Raw genomic sequence first — 18,357 nt, 5'->3', positions numbered from 1 at the left:
TAGAATTTTCCAAGCTTTTTATGCTATAAAAAAACGGTATTTAAAGCTTCAAACCATCCTTTTTTTCTTTCAGCAGCAAGTCCATTAGCTGCGCCACTTGTAGAAATACAAGAAATAACAGTCATTTGTTCAAACAAGTGATTTTCTAGAATTTCATTCGCGCATTGTTTGCCATTTGCAATAACCAACTTTATCGTTGATTGTGCAAGAAGTGGACGAAAATCATTGATTGTATTCTCTTTGATTGAACGATCTAAACTACCTATTCGATTAAAAGAATGATAAATATCCCACAAGCCAATTTGGTTGTTTAAAAGTAGTTGAACTCTTTCTTCATAATCAGTAGAAAAAGGAACTTGAAAATAGTCGAAAATAATTTTCCAAAACTGATTGCCATTATTTCCATAGTACTGCTGTTTTTTTAACGAAATCTCGCTAGGAGCACTACCGAGTATTAAAATTTTTGTTTTTTTATTAATGATTGGGGCAAGCCCTTTTTTCATAAATGATTGACCTCCTTGGAAATGTTGCTTTTTTGATTTTGATCTTCAGAACAAACAAAAGAATACTTATTACTCAATTATTTCATTCGACAGTTTAAAATTTGCCATAATTTGAGCTTGAGCATCAATTCTGACTTTAATTTTGGCAACAAATGAATCTGGACTGAGGACTTTTAAAAAAGGACCAAATGAAAGAATTCGAATCAACAATTCTGTTTCATCGCCGTTATCATAGTGTATAGTAAGTTCATAGTGGCGATTGTCTAATCGGCGTGTTGCTTTATGATAATCGGCAAAATGCAACATACTACGAGTTAAAGCCTGCCGCTTATCTGTCAGAAGACAGGTCACTATCGCTTGTTGCTTGCGTGAAGTGATCGGTAATTTTAAATAGTCTCTTTCTTTTTCAACGGGTTGAATTGTTAACATTCGATTTAAGTTGAGTGTAACTTCAAATCGGCTTTGGCGTAAAATACGCCATGCCTTTAAACGAAATAAATTATTTTTGGCTGAATAATCCAATTTAATTGGTAAAAATAAACCGCGCTTGCTAGGTATATCTGCTCGCCGTTGATAATCGATTTTTACAGCTTGTTGCTTCTGAATCGCATGTAATAGTTGTTTGAAGTGAATTTGTTGTTGCTGTTGCTCAACGAAAGCATCTATTTGATTAAACTGATCGTAATAAGTTAATGTGGCTAAATCAAATAGTGGTTGAACGTTGGCTAATTGCTGATCTAAAGTAGCAATATCACAATCCTCTAAAAAGTAGAAAAGTCTAGGATCTGTTAGTAAAGTTTTTAGCCAACGCCGTTCAATATTCGTTTGAATCTGTGGCGGACGATGCTTTGTAATGGGGCGCCAATTATTTGTGTCCTCTTCAGTTAATAAATACCAAGGATTCTTTTTGTTTTGTATGGAGGGAAGAACTTGAAGCGTTGATTCAGCAAATCCGTGTCTTGTTATAATTTGATTTAATTCATTTGTTGTTAATGGCTGCTGATGCTTCAAAATTTCGCTAACGATAATAAAATAAGTACCATAAATTTCATGAAATAGGGGTTCCATCATTTTTTTCTTCCTCCTGTGGTTGGGCATAGAGTGCTATTAACTCGTTCATATCATTGATAAATAATCGTTCCCAATTTTTATCCGTACTTTCTATAGAAAGGATTCGTCCAATAAATGTGCGTAAAAATGGATTTAGTGCAAATAAATCGAGTAGTTCAATTTCAAAAACGACCGTATTCTCATCTAATCGATAACTTGTTCCCATTCGTTGTTCACGAGCGAGGCGGGTCATTAAATAGTCTTCTTTTCCTGCTTCAATTTGCAACTGGACACGCAATTTTTTCATAGGTTCTTGATTATAGCTACCATTCCAAGAAGTATTTTTTCGTTCTGAAAAAAGTTGGCTTAATTCTTGATAATTTTTGATTGTTTTTCCTAAAGCTACAGTTTTAATATTGTCGATGCGAATGGAGGTTAATAATTTTTTTCGGATAAATCCTACTAAATATTGCCGACCAGTTTCTGTACTATGATATAAAGAAAATGGCGCAATTTTTGTTTGGACATCGTTATATTGAACAATATGCATGTATCGCTGTTCTTTGATAGCGGTCAGACTAGACAAAGTGATTTCCTCATCCAAACTGTGGACGATAAAATGATGCTTAAACGTAAAAGGACTTTCAGCAGAATATTCGCTTTGATCAAGTAAATACTGACCAATCACACCACCAGGCAAAATTTCTTTGTAGAAATGTAAGACAGGCAACCACTTTTCATCTAGCGTGACTATTGGTGCCAATTGATAGTGAATTCGTTTTTCTTTTTCGATTGACTGAAAGATGCCTAACTGACAATATTCCTTTAATTTATTACGTATAGTAATTTCAGAAAATGTTGGTGCTTGTTCAAACTGAGACAAATACTGATCATAAACGCAATCAGTAAGTTCTGCCAGTGAAAGAGAGTCATAGCTTGTTAAGCAATCTAAAAGAATAAAATGTAAAAAAATATCATTTTTTGTAAAACTTTTTGTTTTCCATAGTTTAAAAAAAGGGTTGGTAGCTAAGGATTTATCCTTTAGATTGAGTCGTAACGTTTTTCCTTGAGGAATGTGTTCCCATTCAATATAGTCATTCAGGTAACTTTCAATCCGACGTCGTTCATTATCATAGCTACGTAAACTTTTTTCTTGAAATTCTTCTCGAGGCTTAAAACCATTGATATAAAAATCACGTGAATAAGTTCGAATTAGATTAAATTCTTTTATTAATTCATTAAATGCTCTACTCATTATTTTTCCTCACTCTTTATCTTCATCAATTTATTATAACAAATTGAATTGAAGCTGGTAGGATTGTTTTCTAATTTAAAGTAAAAAAGAATCTATAGAACAACTTTTTTTCCGCTCATATTATTTGATAATACCATCATCAACTTTAAGTTGGATTTTCTGAAATAATATGTGATTTTTTCTGAAAAAAGGTGTACAATAGTTTTTGCTAAAAGAAAGAAGGAAAAGTGAATGAGAAAAGGAAATTTGGTTTTACTAACAGGTTTTATGACAATTATGATTGCTGGGTGTTCAAGTAATACGACAAGTACGAAAGAATCCTCTAAAACCAGTGAAAGTAGTGAAAAAGTTGTGAAGAAAGACGATCATATTGATTATGATCATCAGAGTGATTGGGAATTTTCGGCAGGTAAAATGCAATCTCCAATCGATATTCCAACTTCAACTGCAGAAAAAATGACGTCTGATTCTGGAGCCATTGTATTGGACTACAGTAAAGAAATCACTAAAGCCGAAAATAATGGCCATAGTATTCAAATCTCTGATAGTGGAACGGCAGAGATCAATGGTCGGGTTTTTGATTTAACACAATTTCATTTTCACGCCCAAAGTGAGCATACAGTTGATGGCAAACATTATCCAATGGAGGCACACTTTGTTAATACAGCTCAAGATGGTCGAATTGCTGTAATTGGTGTTTTTTTTGAAGAAGGAGCTGAAAATAAAGGTTTTCAAGAAGTATTGGATGATGTGAATAATGAAGATACCAATCCCATAACAGATATTGAAACAATGTTGCCAACTAATAAAAGTTATTATCATTATTTAGGGTCATTGACAACACCGCCATTGAATGAGAATGTTGAATGGTACGTGATGAAAAATCCAGTAGAAGTTTCAGCTGAGCAGATTGAAACGTTTAAAAAATTATATTCTCATAATAATCGAGATACTCAACCTTTAAATGAGCGTGTGATTATAGAGTATACTGAATAAATCAATTATTTGAAAAAAAGATTAGTTAGTAGTTTAGTACTTTTGTTTACTAAATACTACCTAATCTTTTTTAGTATGCGTTTGTTAGGTCTGATTGCTCGTTATAGATAATTGATAGAGGAGGATTCGAGAAATCTAGGGAGAATCTGAAAAGAATTGCGATGAATATTTTTTTCCAGCTATTTTTTTTTAATTTTCAGCTAAAATGTACAAAAATTCGAATTCTTAAATTGTTTACAAACACTTCCTAATCAGTTCGCAACATTTTTTTAAGGCAAAAACGTCTAAATTATTTTAAACTGAAAACAGTTAAGAAGTAACAAAAAAGGAGTGGAGAAGATGTTTGTTTATTATGATAAAATGGAAAATCGTGCACCAATCAAAGTTTGGTTGTCTAAAGAGGAACTTGAAGAAAATGTGTTAGAACAAGCACTAAATTTAGCTGAATTGCCGTTCGTCTTCAAATGGGTCGCTTTGATGCCAGATTGTCATTATGGTTATGGCATGCCAATCGGTGGAGTTTTAGCTACGAAAAATGTGATTGTACCAAATGCAGTAGGAATGGATATTGGTTGTGGAATGTGCTATGTCCAAACGAATATTCAATATAAAGAGTTGCAAAAAATTGAACATGACCGTCAGCCTTTGTTGAAACTGATTATTAATCAAGTAATGCGCGATATACCAGTTGGTTTTGCTTTACATAAGGAAAAACAACCGTCTAAAGTGATTGATCAAGCATTAATTGATATGGCAAATGATGAAAGCTTGCCTGATGGTCATGAGATTTTAGAAAATGCCTATTATCAAATTGGTACGTTAGGTGGAGGGAATCACTTTATAGAATTTCAACAAGACGAAAATGGCTATATTGGAATTATGTTGCATTCAGGAAGTCGCAATTTAGGTGCTAAAATTTGTCATTACTTTAATGATGTGGCAAAAAATATGAATGATATTTGGTATAGTCGTGTACCAGAAAAAAATGAGTTGCCATTTTTACCCTTAAAGACAGACGAAGGAAAAGCTTATTTAAAATGGATGAATATCGCCTTAGATTATGCGTATGAAAATCGGGAAAGTATGCTTGAAAAAACGATGGCAATCTTTTCTCGTTTTGTTGACAAATATTTAGCTAAGGAAGTTACTTATAGTATGCGGGTAAACTGTCATCACAACTATGCTGCATTAGAACACCATTATGGAGAAAATGTCTGGGTTCATCGTAAAGGTGCAACGCGTGCTAGAGAAGGAGAATTGGGAATCATTCCAGGTGCAATGGGGTCATTCAGTTATATTGTATCAGGAAAGGGAGAGCCCGAAAGTTTTCATTCTTCATCTCATGGAGCAGGTCGTGTCTATTCTCGTAAAAAAGCAAAAGAAGCAATCTCTGTTGAATCAGTGATCGTGGATTTGAAAGAAAAAGATGTCATTTTAGGAAAAGTAAAAAAAGCAGATGTGGCAGAGGAAAGTCGTTTTGCATATAAAAATATCGATGAAGTAATGGCGAATCAACAAGATTTGGTTGTACCAATCAAGAAATTACAAACGATCGGTGTCATTAAAGGATAGAAAAAAGGAAAGTGAGGGATTGGCTTTGAAAAAAATCATACAAGAGAAATTAAAAGAAATTGAGAAACAAGAAGATGTAAAAATTATTTTAGCTGTTGAATCTGGGAGTCGAGCTTGGGGGTTTGAATCAAAAGATAGTGATTATGATGTTCGTTTTTTATATGTTAGAAAGCCCGAAAGTTATTTGAAACTGGAAGGAGTTCGGGATGTTATTGAGTGGCAGTTAGACGATGTCTTAGATATTAATGGTTGGGATATTCAAAAAGCATTACGTTTATTATATAAATCAAATCCCACCTTATTTGAATGGTGTGCCTCGCCTATAATCTATCAGCAAACAGTGGAAGTAGATGAATTGAAAAAATTGCTAAAAGATTATTTTTCTGAGAAAAAATCACTTTTTCATTATTGGCATATGGCGGATTCTAATTATCGGGAGTACTTAAAAACAGCGAGAGTAAAAGCTAAAAAATATTTTTATGTCTTGCGACCGATTTTAGCAAGTAAATGGATTATCAATTATCAGGAAGCACCACCAATCGAATTTACTAAATTAGTGGATGCGTTGATGGAAGAAGAATTAAAAACAATTGTCATTGAGTTGTTAGAAGAAAAAAAACAAACAAATGAACTCGATTGGATTAATAAAATAGATGTATTAAATGATTACATTGAAAAAGAACTACCTATATTAAGAAAAATAGCTGAAGAAACATTAGATAAAAAACATTCACAATGGGTTACTCTTAATGAATTTTTTCTCCAGCTAGTATTGTAAGTGAATAACGTTTTTAATAGGTGGTCAAGCCCAAATAAGCGACAACTCGGGAAATTGATAAGAAATATGAGCAGTTTTCATTCGATTACTATCGAATCACTTCTCACTAGTACTTGTCGATTTTCTTGAGTTGTCGCTTATTTTTTTGTTTTTAATTTTCGTTCTAACCTCTTAAAGAAAGAAACTATTTTGAATCAATATAGCTATAAAGTGTGTATTTAGAGATATTAAAGAAATTTGCTACTTTATCGCCAGATTTTGTAACTAAAAACGCACCTTTATTGTTTAAAAACTGAATACATTTTACTTTATCGTCTTTAGTCATCAATGGAACAGGTTTGCCAACAAGTTTGACAGATTCTTCAATTAGATCATCTAAAAGTTCATTGATATTTTGAGGAATATAATCAGGTTCTTTGTCATCATCCTTTTTATCATTCGTTGAGATGATAGAATTCAGCGTTGATTCAGCAGCTATTAAAGAGGTGATATCATAATTAATTGCAAAAATGCCGTCCAAGTTGCCAGTCTGATCTTTAAAATAAACGGTACTTGATTTTAGAATGCGACCATCATGCGTTCTTGTTAAGTAGTTAACATGGTCAACTAATTCCGCAGGATCTTTTTTCAATGCTTCAAGGACAACTTGAGAAGGGCCATCCCCCAAATGTCGAGAAGAAACATGACCATTTTCAATGGAAACAATGGTATTATTTACATTCTCTTTATTGATTTTATGAATCACTATTTCACAATTTTCACCAAATTGACCAGCTAAAGCCTTGGCAATTTGAGTAAGAAAAACTAATTTTTCATCTGAAAGCATAGAATTCTCCTTTCTATATGTTTAAAACTAAGTTGATTGTTCCATTGGTTTTATGTGCTCCTAATCGTACTTTGTTAGGAATAAAAAAGAGATATTTTTTATATAAGCTAGATTTGTACAGTTTCTGTTTGTAATAATAACATGTGTAAATTCAGAATACAAGACAGGACCTTTTCTAAAAAACTTAAAAAAATTTTTTAGGTACCATTGTTTTTTTTTAGGTTGAGTGGTATAATTTAATCGAGTTAGAGGAAATAGTTTACTGCAAGAAAGTATGCTAACGCTTTCAATTGTTTGGATTAGTAAAATGAATTTTTTTAGTAAATTTAAACTATTAGCTATTTATACTCTCGTGAATAAGTGAACTTTATAGTTTGTAAGCGTTTTCTGTAAGAGTTGGAAATTTAAATTTGAATTTATAGGAGGAGCAAGGATGTTACTAATAGGAAATGGACGATTGATTGCTAGAGATGCACAAGGATCTTTTTATGAGAATGGATGTGTAGCAATTGAAGGAAAAGTCATCAATAAAATAGGAACCACAACTGAATTACAAAAAGAATTTCCAGAAGCTGATTTTATCGATGCTAAAGGCGGTGTGATTATGCCGGGATTTGTTAATATGCATAATCATATATATAGTACCTTTGCTAGGGGATTGAGTATCAATGGTTACAATCCTAAAAATTTCATGGATATTTTAGATGGCTTATGGTGGCGTCTCGATCGAACGTTAAATTTAGAAGATACTTATCATAGTGGAAAAGTTGCCTATTTAGATAGTATCAAAAATGGTGTGACAACTGTTTTCGATCATCATGCTAGTTATGGTGCGATCGAAGGAAGTTTAACTCAATTATCAAATGCAGCAGACGAGTTAGGAATTCGAACTTGTTTATGCTATGAAGTTTCTGATCGTGATGGAGAAGATAAGATGAAGGCTGCTGTCAAAGAAAATTCCGATTTTATCAAAGCAAGTGCAGCTAGAAAAGATGATAAGCAAAAAGCAATGATGGGGATGCACGCTGCGTTTACCTTATCCGACAAATCATTAGAATATTGTGCGGCTTATACGCCAGAAGGGGTCGGTTATCATATCCATATTGCAGAGGATATTGCTGATGTTTACGATTCATTGAATAAATATGGAAAACCAATCGTTAATCGTTTATATGACCTTGGCATCTTAGGAAAGCAAACAATGGCGGGTCATTGTATTCATATTGGTCCACATGAAATGGAACTTCTCCGTGATACCAATACAATGGTCGTTACCAATCCAGAGTCAAATATGGGAAATGCCGTGGGATGTCCACCAGCAATGCGCATGTTCAATGAGTATGGCATTATGATGGGGCTTGGAACAGATGGTTATACAAACGATTTAACAGAGTCTTATAAGGTAGGAAATATTATTCATAAGCACCATTTAGCAGATCCAAATGCTGCTTGGGCTGAAATACCTGAAATGCTTTTCAATAATAATCCTAGGATGGCTAATCGTTATTTTGAAAAGAAATTAGGGGTTCTAGAAGTAGGAGCTGCAGCAGATATTATTGTTTTAGACTACAAAGGTCCAACACCAATGACAAAAGATAATTATAATTCCCATATTTTGTTTGGTATGAATGGTGGGGCAGTCACTGATACGATTATTGATGGGGAGATTCGCATGAGAAATCGTGAAGTACAAGGGATCGACGAAGAAAAAATTTGGTATGACGCTCAAGCACAAGCGCAATCGTTGTGGAATAGAATTAATGCTTGATACAAATGCTTAACAAAATAAAAATTCTTAAACTAACAAATGTAAAAAGGAGTGACATACATGAGTGATATCATGCATCCGATTTCGATCGATGGATTATTGAACTGGATTTTGAACGAATACAAAAATGAAGCGACTATTTTTGGTGTAAGAAAGTTTTATAAAGCAGACCCAACAAAGACGATTCCATTATTTGGTGAAAAAATGGAGACCCCTTGCGGACCAGCTGCTGGACCACATACGCAACTAGCGCAAAATATCATCGCCTCCTATTTAACTGGCTCTCGTTTTTTTGAAGTTAAAACAGTTCAAATCATTGATGGTGAGGAGTTACCTGTTAGTAAACCGTGTATTACGGCAGCAGACGAGTGCTATAACGTAGAATGGTCGACAGAATTACGTGTTCCTCAAGCCTATGATGAGTATGTAAAAGCTTGGTTCATTCTGAAACTATTAAGTAAAGAATTTGAGTTAGGTGATCCAGACGGTTTCATTTTTAATATGAGTGTGGGCTATGACTTAGCTGGCATCCAATCACCAAAAGTAGATAAGTATATTACGGATATGCAAAATGCTGAAGGAACACCGATTTGGCAAGAATGTCTCGAGGCTGTTAATAAATACTTACCACAATTTAAACAGATTGATCAAGACTATATCAATGGCATCAGTCCCAAAGTTTGTCGTTCGATTACTTTATCAACGTTACATGGATGTCCTTCAGATAATATTGAAAAAATTACGCAGTATTTACTAGAAACTAAAGGGCTAAACTCCTTTATTAAGTGTAATCCAACGATGTTAGGGTATGAATATACTAGAAAAACATTAGATGACTTAGGTTTTGATTATATGGTATTCGATGATCATCATTTCCGAGAAGATTTACAATTTGAAGAAGCAGTACCCATGTTACAACGCCTACAATCATTAGCTGATCGTAAAGGACTAAGTTTTGGTGTTAAGATTACGAATACTTTCCCAGTAGGGATTGCTGAAGAAGAATTGCCTGGAGAGGAAATGTACATGTCAGGGCGTTCGTTATTCCCATTAAGTATTTCACTTGCGAAAAAGCTTTCTGAAGCATTTGATGGAAAACTCCAAATTTCTTATTCTGGCGGTGCAGATATTTTCAATATCAAAGAAATTTTTGATACCGGAATTTGGCCAATCACAATGGCAACCACACTATTAAAACCTGGTGGGTATCAACGAATGAACCAAGTTGCTAACTTACTTAGTGAATCAAGTTATCCGACATCAGTTCAAGTTGATTTAGACAAATTAACAAAAGTCGTTGAAAAAGCTAAAACGCAAGCGCGATATCAAAAATCAATCAAATTACCAGAAAGTACCAAATTAAGAAAAACAGTTCCTTTGACTAATTGCTACACAGCACCTTGTCGAAGCGACGGTGGTTGTCCAATCAATCAAGATGTTCCTGCGTACCTTCGTTACGTAAGTGAAGGGAATTATTTGGAAGCTTTGAAAGTAATCGTAGATAGAAATCCTTTGCCGTTTATTACTGGTACGATTTGTGCGCATCCTTGTATGACAAAATGTACCCGTCAATTTTATGAAGGCTCAATCAAAATTCGTGAAGCGAAACTAGAAGCTGCTGAACATGCCTACGATGAATTGATGGCTTCAATGGAAAAACCAACACCAAAAGAAAATGCAGTTAAAACAGCAGTCGTTGGTGGTGGACCAGCTGGGATTTCTGCCGGATTCCTCCTTGCGCGAGAAGGAATGCCAGTGACCGTTTTTGAAAAAGCGGATACGATTGGCGGCGTTTGTAGTCAAATTGTACCTGAATTTAGAATCTCAATGAAGTCAGTTCAAAATGATGTTGAGATGGCGAAATTTATGGGAGCAGAATTTAAAACGGGTCAAGCAGCACCAAGTCTAGATGAGTTAAGAGCGCAAGGATATACAAACGTCATTTATGCAATTGGTGCCTGGAAACATGGCAAATTAAGATTAGAGGCTGGGGAAACAATCAACTCACTCGAATTCTTAAAAGCAAATCGTGAAAATACGCAAGTGAACCCATACGGAGAACAAATCGTTGTTGTTGGTGGTGGAAATACTGCGATGGATTGTGCTAGAGCGGCTACCACATTGCCAGGAGTGAAAAAAGTTTCGGTCGTTTATCGTCGAGATAAACGGAATATGCCAGCGGATGAAGAAGAATTGTATTTCGCTTTAGAGGATGGTGTAGAGTTCTTAGAATTGTTATCACCTATCAAATTAGAAAATGGTTTATTGACTTGTGAAATCATGCGTTTGGGAGAACGAGATGCTTCTGGTCGCCGCAGACCAATAGGAACTGGTGAGAGGACAGAGGTTCCCGCTGATACAGTAATTGCAGCTGTTGGTGAGAAAGTGGAAACGGATTTCTATCAATCGCTAGGGATTACGACTGATCAATATGGAAAAGTTGTTTCAAATCAAGAAACATTGGAAACAAATCTAAAAGATGTCTATGTAATCGGAGATGCTAATTTAGGTCCAGCAACAATCGTAGAAGCAATTGCGGACGCAACAAAAGCAGCAAATAATATTTGTCAAGTTCATAACAATCACTATGAAGAGACTAATCTAAATACTGACATCGCTTCTGTCCGCAACAAACGCGGTATTTTAGAAACAAATGAGGCCCTTTGTGGACAAGCAGCCAACTGTCTTGAATGTTCTACGATTTGTGAATCATGTATGGATGTTTGTCCTAATCGAGCTAACATTGTTGTGACGGTTAAAGGACAACCGCAAATCATTCATGTTGATCGGATGTGTAATGAATGTGGGAACTGTGAAACTTTCTGTCCATATGCTAGTGCGCCATACAAGGATAAATTTACATTGTTTAATACGGAAGATGATTTTAATGACAGTACAAATTCTGGGTTCTATGTGATCAGTCCAAGCGATAAAGCATGTCTTGTTCGTTTGTGGGGCAATGTATCAACGATTCAATTAACGGACCAAACAGTTGATATTCCAACAGATATTATCGAATTGATGACAACTGTGATTGAAAAACATGACTACTGCCTACAAATGTAAAATGTTTGAGTTGTATAAAACTACTTCTGAATAATGGAGGTTAAAATATGTCAATTCTTTTAAAAGGCGGGATCGTTGTTTCCGCAAAAGACCGTCGACAACTTGATGTTCGGTTGGATGGTGGAAAAATAGTTGAAACAGGGACTAATTTAGCAATCAATGATTCAGTCATTGAAGATGTTTCGGGCTGTTTTCTATTACCAGGATTTATTGATGCACATACGCATTTAGAATTAAATAATGGAAAAGGTTCATTAGGCACAGCAGATAATTTTGATACGGGTAGTAAAGCGGCAGTTGCCAAGGGTACGACGACAGTGATTGATATGGCAACACCGAATAAAGGTGGTTCGCTAAAAGAATGTTTAGCGGATTGGGATCATTTAGCTAAAGGAAATAGTTCTTGTGATTATACGTATCATATGTCGATTATTGAATGGAATCCAGAAATTAAAGCTGAAATCAAAGAAATGATTGCGTCTGGTATTACTTCTTTTAAGATGTATATGGCCTATGATAATTTGCGCACCAAAGATGCTGAAATCTTTGAAGCAATGCAAGAAATCGGTAAGTACAATGGGATGCTTGGTATGCATTGTGAAAATGGAGATATTGTTAATGAGATGATAGCGAAATTTGTTAGTGAAGGGAAATTAAGCCCTCATTATCATCCATTGACTAGACCTGATTCTGTAGAAGCTGAAGCGATTGAACGGTATTTAATGATTGCAAATTTAGCGAATTTACCTGTTAATATTGTTCATTTAAGCACTAAACGTTCATTAGAGGCTGTTAGTAGGGCGAGGGCAAGAGGGCAAAAAGTTTATGTAGAAACATGTCCTCAATACTTAGTTCTAGATGAGCATTTGTATGATGGTCCAGATTTTGAAGGAGCAAAATATGTTTGTTCACCACCGCTACGTTCAATGGAAGACCAAACAGCAATTTGGTCAAGTGTGATAAATGGAGAAGTCAACACAATTTCCACTGACCATTGTAGTTTCAATTTTGAAGGACAAAAAACGATTGGTAGAGCAGATTTTAGTAAAATTCCGAATGGGATGCCAGGTGTTGAAACTCGTCCTGAAATAATTTATACCTATGGCGTAGCGACTGGCAAAATCACATTAGAACGAATGGTTGGCTTACTATCAGAAGATATTGCCAAACAATTTGCTTTGTATCCGCAAAAAGGAGTCATTCAAAAAGAAAGTGATGCGGATATCGTCATTTGGGATCCTGAAAAAACTGGTGTTGTTTCAGCTACAACTCAGCTGCAAAATGTCGATTATACTCCTTATGACGGTTTTGAAACGAAAGGAGCTGCAAGAGCCGTTTATTTACGAGGACAAAAAGTGGCTGAAGATGGTCTTGTTACGAAAGAAAAACAAGGACAATTTGTATTCCGAAAAATTAATTAAGTGAGAAAAAGTAATTAATCAACGATTTATTCGTTGATTTAAATAAAAAATACGGAGGGGAACATTTTTGGAAAAAATAAAATGGACGGCAAATGAAATGCCAAAAACAGATGATCAGTATTTATCACTGATGTCGAAGAATGCGATTGAAAAAGCGTTAGCTTTTCATCAGAGTTTTCCACAATATAGCCAAACACCTTTGGCTGAATTAAAAAATATGGCATCCTATCTTGGACTAAAAGATTTCTTTGTGAAAGATGAGTCCTATCGATTTGGATTGAACGCTTTTAAAGTGCTGGGTGGCTCGTTTGCAATGGCGAACTATATTGCAGAAAAATTAGGGAAAGATGTTTCTGATTTAACGTATGATGTATTAACTTCTGATGCACTACGTGATGAATTTGGACAAGCAACTTTCTTTACTGCAACAGATGGGAATCATGGTCGAGGGGTTGCTTGGGCAGCAAATAAATTAGGCCAAAAATCAGTTGTTTTAATGCCAAAAGGTTCGACTCAAACGCGGAAAGAAAATATTGAAAAAGAAGGTGCTAAAGTAACTATAGAAGAAGTTAACTATGACGAATGTGTTCGTATGGCCAATAAAATGGCAGAAGAAACTGAAAATGGCGTAATGGTTCAAGATACAGCTTGGGATGGATATGAAAAAATCCCGACATGGATCATGCAAGGATACGGCACAATGGCTTTAGAAGCATCAAAACAGTTGGAGACTGCAGGTAATAAACGACCTACTCATGTGTTTGTACAAGCGGGTGTAGGAAGTTTGGCGGGAGCAGTTGTTGGTTACTTTGCTAACTTATATCCAGATAATCCACCAATGATGGTAGTTGTAGAAGCGCAAGCAGCTGACTGCTTATACAAATCTGCAATTGAAAAAGACGGGAAAATTCGATTTGTTGAAGGTGATTTACAGACAATTATGGCAGGATTAGCTTGTGGAGAACCAAACACGATTTCATTCGATATTTTAGAAAATCATACATCGGTTTTTGTTTCAGCACCTGATTGGGTATCTGAAAAAGGAATGAGAATGCTAGGCGCTCCATTCAAAGGAGATCCTCAAGTGATTTCAGGAGAATCTGGAGCCGTTGCGATGGGCTTAGTTGCGACAGCCATGCAAGATCCAGAATATAAAGAATTACGTGATTCATTAAAACTAGATGAAAATTCGACTGTTTTAATGTTCTCAACAGAAGGCGACACAGATCCAGATAACTATAAAAAAATCTTATGGAGGTAATGATAAATGGATTTTAAAGCAATCAATACAGCAGCAGAAGGATATAGGGAGGATATGATCAAATTTTTACGCGATCTGGTAAAAATTCCTGGAGAAAGTGCAGGAGAAGGCGCAAAAATGGATCGTGCGAAAGCCGAAATGAATAAATTAGGCTTTGACAAAGTTGAAGTTGATCCACAAGGAAATTTATTAGGTTACATGGGTACTGGTAAAAAATTAATTGCTTTTGATGGACATATGGATACAGTTGGGATCGGCGAAATGGCTAACTGGGAATTTGATCCGTACGAAGGCTATGAAACAGAGACTGAAATCGGTGGACGTGGAACTTCTGACCAAGAAGGTGGAATTGTTTCAGCGATTTATGGTGCGAAAATCATGAAAGATTTAGGTTTGTTATCAGAAAAATATACAGCATTAGTAACAGTAACTGTTCAAGAAGAAGACTGTGATGGATTATGCTGGCAATATATTATTAAAGAAGACAATATTCGTCCAGAATTTGTTGTATCAACTGAACCAACAGATGGCGGGATTTATCGTGGTCAACGTGGTCGAATGGAAATCAAAGTGGATGTTAAAGGGGTTTCTTGCCATGGTTCGGCACCAGAACGTGGCGATAATGCAATTTATAAAATGGCGGATATCTTACAAGATGTTCGTGCCCTAAATAATAATGGCGATACAGAAAGTACAGCAATCAGAGGTTTAGTTCGAATGCTTGATCCTAAATACAATCCAGAATGGAAAGAAGCGCGTTTCTTAGGTCGTGGAACAGTCACAGCTTCACAAATTTTCCATTCATCACCAAGCCGTTGTGCGGTAGCAGATGGTTGTACAGTTTCATTAGACCGCCGTATGACTGCAGGAGAAACTTGGGAAAGTTGTTTAGAAGAAATTCGTCAATTACCAGCAGTTAAAAAATATGGAGAAGACGTTGTTGTCTCAATGTATGATTACGATCGTCCTTCATATACAGAGTTGGTTTATCCAATCGAATGTTACTTCCCAACTTGGGTGATTCCAGAAGAACACAGTGTGACAAAAGCCTTGATGGAAACACATAAAAACTTGTACGGAGATGAACGTAAAGGCTCAAAAGAAACGATTGATATGCGTAAAGAACGTCCGTTGCTTGATAAGTGGACATTCTCAACAAATGGTGTTTCAATCATGGGTCGTAATGGCATTCCATGTATCGGTTTTGGTCCAGGAGCTGAAGCACAAGCCCATGCACCAAATGAAAAAACTTGGAAAGATGATTTAGTTCGTTGTGCCGCTGTTTATGCCGCATTACCAACTGTTTATTGCGAAAATAACTAGTTTTAAATTAAAAAATAAAGAGAAGTATCAAGCGGTTATCTCAGTAAGTAAAGGTTGCTGGGTGTGCCGTTTGGTATTACTAATCAAAAAGGAGATTTAACATGGGAACTTTTAAAGAATATATTGCAAAATTGGACCAATTAGAATTTGATAAAATGTACGAAAATGATTTTTTCTTAACTTGGGAAAAAACAAGAGATGAATTAGAGGCTGTCTTTACAGTTGCAGATACATTACGCTATTTAAGAGAAAATAATATCTCAACTAAAATTTTCCAAAGTGGATTAGGCGTATCATTATTCCGTGATAATTCAACAAGAACTCGTTTTAGTTTCGCCTCTGCTTGTAATTTTTTAGGTTTACAAGTGCAAGATTTAGATGAAGGAAAAAGTCAAATTTCTCATGGTGAAACTGTTCGTGAAACAGCAAACATGATTTCATTTATGGCCGATATTATCGGTATTCGCGATGATATGTATATCGGTAAAGGAAATGCTTATATGCATGAAGTTTCAGAATCGGTACAAGAAGGACACAAAGATGGCGTTTTAGAACAACGTCCAACATTGGTAAATTTACAATGTGATATTGACCACCCAACACAAGCAATGGCTGATGCCTTACATCTAATTCATGAATTTGGCGGAATCGAAAATCTTAAAGGGAAAAAAATTGCCATGACATGGGCGTATTCTCCTTCATATGGGAAACCATTATCAGTTCCTCAAGGAATCATTGGCTTAATGACTCGTTTAGGAATGGATGTTGTTTTAGCACATCCAGAAGGTTATGAAATCATGCCTGAAGTAGAAGAAGTTGCGAAAAAGAATGCAGCTGAAGCTGGTGGTTCATTTGTTAAAACAAATAGTATGGCAGAAGCATTCAAAGATGCAGATGTTGTTTATCCTAAGAGTTGGGCACCATTTGCTGCAATGGAAGAACGTACGGACCTTTATGGTAAAGGAGATCAAGCAGGAATTGATGCGTTAGAAAAAGAATTGCTTGAACAAAATAAAAAACATAAAGATTGGGAATGTACCGAAGAATTAATGAAAACAACCAAAGATGGTAAAGCATTGTATATGCACTGTCTGCCAGCTGATATTACTGGCGTTAGTTGTGAAGAAGGAGAAGTGGAAGCTTCTGTATTTGATCGTTACCGTGTTCCTTTGTATAAAGAAGCAAGCTATAAACCATATATTATTGCAGCGATGATTTTCTTGAGCAAAGTGAAAAATCCGCAAAAAACATTAACAGATCTTGAACAAAAAGCAACACCTAGAGAAGTAAAGTAACAGTATTTTGAACATTGGCATGAAGTAAGCTGTTTTTTAACAATAATTTTAGCTGTTGGTAAAGGGTTTCCTATTTAAAATAACATTAAAATGATAAAATCATTTTAACTCCATTGATTGTATTTTACTGACAATGAAAAACTGATCTGAGCAGAATCTGCCGTCCACAGAATCTGCTCGCTTCATGCATGATTCAGTTTTTTTATATTATTGATAGAATTTATTGAAAGAAAAACATCTTACTTTTACTAAAATATCTATAAAATAAGGTGGATAATCGAATGGTAAAAAGAGTAGTAGTCGCTCTTGGGGGAAATGCCCTTGGCGATAATTTAACAGAACAAATGACAGCGGTTAAAGAAACATCAAAAGCAATCGCTGATTTGATTGAAGCAGGATATGAAGTGATTTTGTCTCACGGAAATGGTCCTCAAGTTGGAATGATTCAATTAGCGATGGAAGAACTTTCTTTAAGTAATCCAGAAAAATACCCAACAGTTCCTTTGTCTGTTTGTGTAGCAATGAGTCAAAGTTATATTGGGTATGATTTACAAAATGCGTTGCGTGAAGAATTATTAAGCCGTTCACTTAAACAGCCGGTCGCAACAGTAATTACTCAAGTTGGCGTAAATCCAAAAGATCCGGCCTTTGATCGTCCAGCTAAACCGATTGGACGTTTTATGTCTAAAGAAGAAGCTGATCAACTAGTTAAAGAAAAACAAATAACAGTTGTTGAGGATTCTGGTCGTGGCTATCGTCAAGTTGTCGCTTCACCGAAACCAAAAGAAATTATTGAAATCGATACAATTAAATCGTTGATTGATTCAGGTCAGTCAGTTATTGCTTGTGGCGGTGGTGGGATTCCTGTTATCAAAGAAGGCAATCATTTAAGTGGTGCAGCAGCAGTGATTGATAAAGATTTTTGTAGTGAATTATTGGCAGAATTAGTAGATGCCGATTTATTGATTATTTTGACTGCGGTCGAAAAAGTATGTATTGATTTTGGTAAACCGACACAAAAAGAGTTAAGTAATGTGACTATCGAAGAAATGAAACAGTATGCACAAGATGGTCAATTTGCTCCAGGTTCAATGTTACCAAAAGTTGAGGCAGCGATTCAATTTGCTGAATCAAAACCAGGGCGTAAAACATTGATTACTTTGTTAGAAAAAGCAAAAGATGGGATTCTTGGAAAAACTGGAACCACGATTCAACAATAGTACGAAGAGTAATTAATTAGGAG

General features: G+C 35.4%; 14 protein-coding genes. 10 read left to right on the top strand and 4 right to left on the bottom strand.

Annotation, left to right across the window (positions count from 1 at the left end; translation table 11 throughout):
* Nucleotides 1-23: 23 nt before the first annotated feature.
* The 3 genes from ACYSNW_RS13425 to ACYSNW_RS13415 all read right to left on the bottom strand — a co-directional run bounded on the left by ACYSNW_RS13425 (nucleotide 24) and on the right by ACYSNW_RS13415 (nucleotide 2,808).
* Nucleotides 24-503 carry a DNA-deoxyinosine glycosylase gene (locus ACYSNW_RS13425; protein ID WP_461745294.1) on the bottom strand — a complete coding sequence of 160 codons (480 nt, stop codon included), beginning with the start codon at nucleotides 501-503 and terminating at the stop codon, nucleotides 24-26.
* 69 nt (nucleotides 504-572) lie between these two features.
* Complete coding sequence (locus tag ACYSNW_RS13420; protein ID WP_461745292.1) at nucleotides 573-1,574, bottom strand: WYL domain-containing protein; 1,002 nt, start codon at nucleotides 1,572-1,574, stop codon at nucleotides 573-575.
* Complete coding sequence (locus tag ACYSNW_RS13415) at nucleotides 1,552-2,808, bottom strand: hypothetical protein (protein ID WP_461745291.1); 1,257 nt, start codon at nucleotides 2,806-2,808, stop codon at nucleotides 1,552-1,554. The genes ACYSNW_RS13420 and ACYSNW_RS13415 overlap by 23 nt, the downstream gene beginning before the upstream one ends.
* A gap of 231 nt (nucleotides 2,809-3,039) precedes the next feature.
* Between ACYSNW_RS13415 and ACYSNW_RS13410 the strand changes: the two genes are divergently transcribed.
* The 3 genes from ACYSNW_RS13410 (at nucleotide 3,040) to ACYSNW_RS13400 (ending at nucleotide 6,154) form a co-directional block, all read left to right on the top strand.
* Nucleotides 3,040-3,804 (top strand): carbonic anhydrase, encoded by a 765-nt coding sequence (locus tag ACYSNW_RS13410; RefSeq protein WP_461745289.1) that lies wholly within the window; start codon nucleotides 3,040-3,042, stop codon nucleotides 3,802-3,804.
* Between the two features lie 339 nt (nucleotides 3,805-4,143).
* Nucleotides 4,144-5,376, top strand: a complete 1,233-nt coding sequence (locus tag ACYSNW_RS13405; protein ID WP_461745288.1) for an RtcB family protein — start codon at nucleotides 4,144-4,146, stop codon at nucleotides 5,374-5,376.
* 25 nt (nucleotides 5,377-5,401) lie between these two features.
* Nucleotides 5,402-6,154 carry a nucleotidyltransferase domain-containing protein gene (locus ACYSNW_RS13400; RefSeq protein WP_461745286.1) on the top strand — a complete coding sequence of 251 codons (753 nt, stop codon included), beginning with the start codon at nucleotides 5,402-5,404 and terminating at the stop codon, nucleotides 6,152-6,154.
* A 184-nt stretch (nucleotides 6,155-6,338) separates the two neighbouring features.
* On the opposite strand, the gene ACYSNW_RS13395 is transcribed toward ACYSNW_RS13400, so the two are convergent.
* On the bottom strand, nucleotides 6,339-6,980 hold the full coding sequence (locus ACYSNW_RS13395) for a helix-turn-helix transcriptional regulator (protein WP_461745284.1): 642 nt from the start codon (nucleotides 6,978-6,980) through the stop codon (nucleotides 6,339-6,341).
* 433 nt (nucleotides 6,981-7,413) lie between these two features.
* On the opposite strand from ACYSNW_RS13395, the gene ssnA reads away from it, so the two are divergent.
* The 7 genes from ssnA (at nucleotide 7,414) to arcC (ending at nucleotide 18,334) form a co-directional block, all read left to right on the top strand.
* The gene (gene ssnA / locus ACYSNW_RS13390) at nucleotides 7,414-8,748 is read left to right on the top strand and encodes a putative aminohydrolase SsnA (protein WP_461745282.1); all 1,335 of its coding nucleotides are present in this window, start codon (nucleotides 7,414-7,416) and stop codon (nucleotides 8,746-8,748) included.
* A 60-nt stretch (nucleotides 8,749-8,808) separates the two neighbouring features.
* Nucleotides 8,809-11,814, top strand: coding sequence for a putative selenate reductase subunit YgfK (gene ygfK / locus ACYSNW_RS13385; protein ID WP_461745280.1), 3,006 nt, complete (start codon nucleotides 8,809-8,811; stop codon nucleotides 11,812-11,814).
* 47 nt (nucleotides 11,815-11,861) lie between these two features.
* Complete coding sequence (gene hydA, locus ACYSNW_RS13380; protein ID WP_461745278.1) at nucleotides 11,862-13,235, top strand: dihydropyrimidinase; 1,374 nt, start codon at nucleotides 11,862-11,864, stop codon at nucleotides 13,233-13,235.
* A 67-nt stretch (nucleotides 13,236-13,302) separates the two neighbouring features.
* A complete protein-coding gene (dpaL, locus tag ACYSNW_RS13375) occupies nucleotides 13,303-14,496 on the top strand; it encodes a diaminopropionate ammonia-lyase (RefSeq protein ID WP_461745276.1) in 1,194 nt (397 codons plus the stop codon).
* Nucleotides 14,497-14,502: 6 nt separating this feature from the next.
* Nucleotides 14,503-15,819 carry a YgeY family selenium metabolism-linked hydrolase gene (locus ACYSNW_RS13370; protein WP_461745274.1) on the top strand — a complete coding sequence of 439 codons (1,317 nt, stop codon included), beginning with the start codon at nucleotides 14,503-14,505 and terminating at the stop codon, nucleotides 15,817-15,819.
* Between the two features lie 101 nt (nucleotides 15,820-15,920).
* Nucleotides 15,921-17,114 carry a knotted carbamoyltransferase YgeW gene (gene ygeW / locus ACYSNW_RS13365; RefSeq protein ID WP_461745273.1) on the top strand — a complete coding sequence of 398 codons (1,194 nt, stop codon included), beginning with the start codon at nucleotides 15,921-15,923 and terminating at the stop codon, nucleotides 17,112-17,114.
* A gap of 281 nt (nucleotides 17,115-17,395) precedes the next feature.
* Entirely contained in the window at nucleotides 17,396-18,334 is a 939-nt protein-coding gene (gene arcC, locus ACYSNW_RS13360) for a carbamate kinase (protein WP_461745271.1), read from the top strand.
* Nucleotides 18,335-18,357 lie beyond the last annotated feature (23 nt).

Source organism: Enterococcus sp. LJL99 (assembly GCF_054871725.1).
Note: the sequence above shows the minus strand (reverse complement) of the source record. Positions and strands in the feature narration are given on the sequence as shown.

What these genes read in the sequence shown, in the direction of transcription:
- ACYSNW_RS13425 (WP_461745294.1), bottom strand. Translation starts at nt 503, where the DNA reads ATGAAAAAAGGGCTTGCCCCAATCATTAATAAAAAAACAAAAATTTTA.
- ACYSNW_RS13420 (WP_461745292.1), bottom strand. Translation starts at nt 1,574, where the DNA reads ATGATGGAACCCCTATTTCATGAAATTTATGGTACTTATTTTATTATC.
- ACYSNW_RS13415 (WP_461745291.1), bottom strand. Translation starts at nt 2,808, where the DNA reads ATGAGTAGAGCATTTAATGAATTAATAAAAGAATTTAATCTAATTCGA.
- ACYSNW_RS13410 (WP_461745289.1), top strand. Translation starts at nt 3,040, where the DNA reads ATGAGAAAAGGAAATTTGGTTTTACTAACAGGTTTTATGACAATTATG.
- ACYSNW_RS13405 (WP_461745288.1), top strand. Translation starts at nt 4,144, where the DNA reads ATGTTTGTTTATTATGATAAAATGGAAAATCGTGCACCAATCAAAGTT.
- ACYSNW_RS13395 (WP_461745284.1), bottom strand. Translation starts at nt 6,980, where the DNA reads ATGCTTTCAGATGAAAAATTAGTTTTTCTTACTCAAATTGCCAAGGCT.
- ssnA (WP_461745282.1), top strand. Translation starts at nt 7,414, where the DNA reads ATGTTACTAATAGGAAATGGACGATTGATTGCTAGAGATGCACAAGGA.
- ygfK (WP_461745280.1), top strand. Translation starts at nt 8,809, where the DNA reads ATGAGTGATATCATGCATCCGATTTCGATCGATGGATTATTGAACTGG.
- hydA (WP_461745278.1), top strand. Translation starts at nt 11,862, where the DNA reads ATGTCAATTCTTTTAAAAGGCGGGATCGTTGTTTCCGCAAAAGACCGT.
- ACYSNW_RS13370 (WP_461745274.1), top strand. Translation starts at nt 14,503, where the DNA reads ATGGATTTTAAAGCAATCAATACAGCAGCAGAAGGATATAGGGAGGAT.
- ygeW (WP_461745273.1), top strand. Translation starts at nt 15,921, where the DNA reads ATGGGAACTTTTAAAGAATATATTGCAAAATTGGACCAATTAGAATTT.
- arcC (WP_461745271.1), top strand. Translation starts at nt 17,396, where the DNA reads ATGGTAAAAAGAGTAGTAGTCGCTCTTGGGGGAAATGCCCTTGGCGAT.